This window comes from Kitasatospora sp. NPDC059088 (assembly GCF_042738155.1).
In the GTDB taxonomy this organism is placed as follows: domain Bacteria; phylum Actinomycetota; class Actinomycetes; order Streptomycetales; family Streptomycetaceae; genus Kitasatospora.
Genome location: NZ_JBHYGR010000060.1, coordinates 1 through 1,764, shown reverse-complemented (window position 1 = coordinate 1,764; position 1,764 = coordinate 1). Strand labels below are relative to the sequence as shown.

The 1,764-nt window shown below is 76.5% G+C and carries 1 protein-coding gene; it reads left to right on the top strand.

The annotated features are described in order from the left end of the window. Nucleotides 1–203 precede the first annotated feature (203 nt). The gene (locus ACFWXO_RS25125; RefSeq protein ID WP_375891905.1) at nucleotides 204–1,697 is read left to right on the top strand and encodes an FAD-dependent monooxygenase; all 1,494 of its coding nucleotides are present in this window, start codon (nucleotides 204–206) and stop codon (nucleotides 1,695–1,697) included. Nucleotides 1,698–1,764: the final 67 nt, after the last annotated feature.

Here is a 1,764-nt window from a genome sequence, read left to right as displayed (position 1 = left end):
CCTCCGCCAACCCCCGTCTGGCAACCCCGCGCCACCGCACGGCGGGGGGGCCCCCCCCCCCCCCCCCCCCCCGCCGCCCCCCGCCCGCGCCCCCCCCCCCCGGGGCCCCCGGCGGTTCACAGCTCCACCGGCGCCCGCGATGATGGAGGCTGGGAGAACGCCGGGGACGGCGTAACCGCCCTCCGAACAACGGGAGCTGATACATGGCCGTGAAGCCGACCGAAACCGATGTCGTCATCGTCGGCGCCGGACCGACCGGACTGCTGCTGGCCGGCGACCTCGCCGCCGCCGGGGTCGGCGTCACCGTCCTGGAGAAGCGCGGCACGGAGTCCAACCTCACCCGGGCCTTCGCCGTGCACGCCCGCACCCTGGAGCTGCTGGACGCCCGGGGCCTGGCCGACGAGCTGATCGCCACCGGCCGCCCGCTCAGCGGGCTCAGGATGCTGAACAAGGTCGGCATCGACCTCAGCACGCTGCCCAGCCGCTTCCCGTTCGTCCTGATCACCCCGCAGTACAACGTCGAGCGGGTGCTCCAGGAGCGCGCCGAACGGGCCGGCGCCGTGATCCTGCGCGGCGCCGAGGTCACCGGGCTGCGCCAGGACGCCGAGGCGGTCACCCTGGAGACGGCCGACGGGCAGAGCCACCGGGCCCGCTACGCGGTCGGCACCGACGGCGTCCGCTCCGCCGTGCGCGAGCTGCTCGGCATCGAGTTCCCCGGCGAGTCCGTGGTCGACTCCGTGATGCTCGCCGACGTCCGGCTGGAGCGCGAGCCCGCCGACGCGATCGCCGTCGGCGCCAACAAGGCCGGCTTCTCCTTCGTCGCCCCGTTCGGCGACGGCTGGTACCGGGTCATCGCCTGGGACCGCAACGAGCAGCAGGCCGACGGCGCCACCCCCACCCCCGAGCAACTCACCGCGATCGTCCAGGCCACCCAGGGCGAGGACTACGGCCTGCACGACGTGCGCTGGAGCTCCACCTTCCACAGCGACGAGCGCCAGGCCCCCCACTACCGCTCCGGCCGGGTCTTCCTGGCCGGCGACGCCGCCCACTGCCACTCCCCGGCCGGCGGCCAGGGCATGAACACCGGCCTCCAGGACGCCGCCAACCTCTCCTGGAAGCTCGCCGCCGCCGTCCGCGGCCGGGCCACCGACGCGCTGCTGGACACCTACCAGGCCGAGCGGCACCCGGTCGGCAGGACGGTGCTGCGCACCTCCGGCGCACTGATCCGGATCGCCCTCGCCGAGTCCGCCCCCACCCGCGCCCTGCGCGGGGCGCTCACCGCGATCGGCGGCCACCTCGACCTGCTCACCGAGCGCGGCGCCCGGATGGTCTCCGGCATCGAGATCGCCTACCCCGCCCCCAAGGGCGCCCACCCCCAGGTCGGCAAGCGCGTCCCCGACCTCCGGCTGACCTCCCTCAGCAAGCCCGCCGACGGCGAGCCGGCCGGGCCCGAGCGGCTCTACGAGGCGCTGCGCGCCGGGAAGTTCGTCCTGGTGAGCAATGACGAGCTGGCCGCCACCGCGCCCTGGGCGGACCGCCTGGTCTGCGCCGCCCCGGCCGACCCGCACGGCAAGCTGGCCGACACCGTGCTGCTGATCCGCCCGGACGGCTACGTCGCCTGGGGTGCCGTGGACCCCGGCCAGCGCGAGCTGCGCGAGGCCCTCGCGGACTGGCTGGGCGCCCCCGCCGAGGACTGACCGGGGCACCGCGACGAAGGGGGGGGGGGGGGGGGGGGGCGGCCCCCCCCCCCCCCCCCACGGGGGG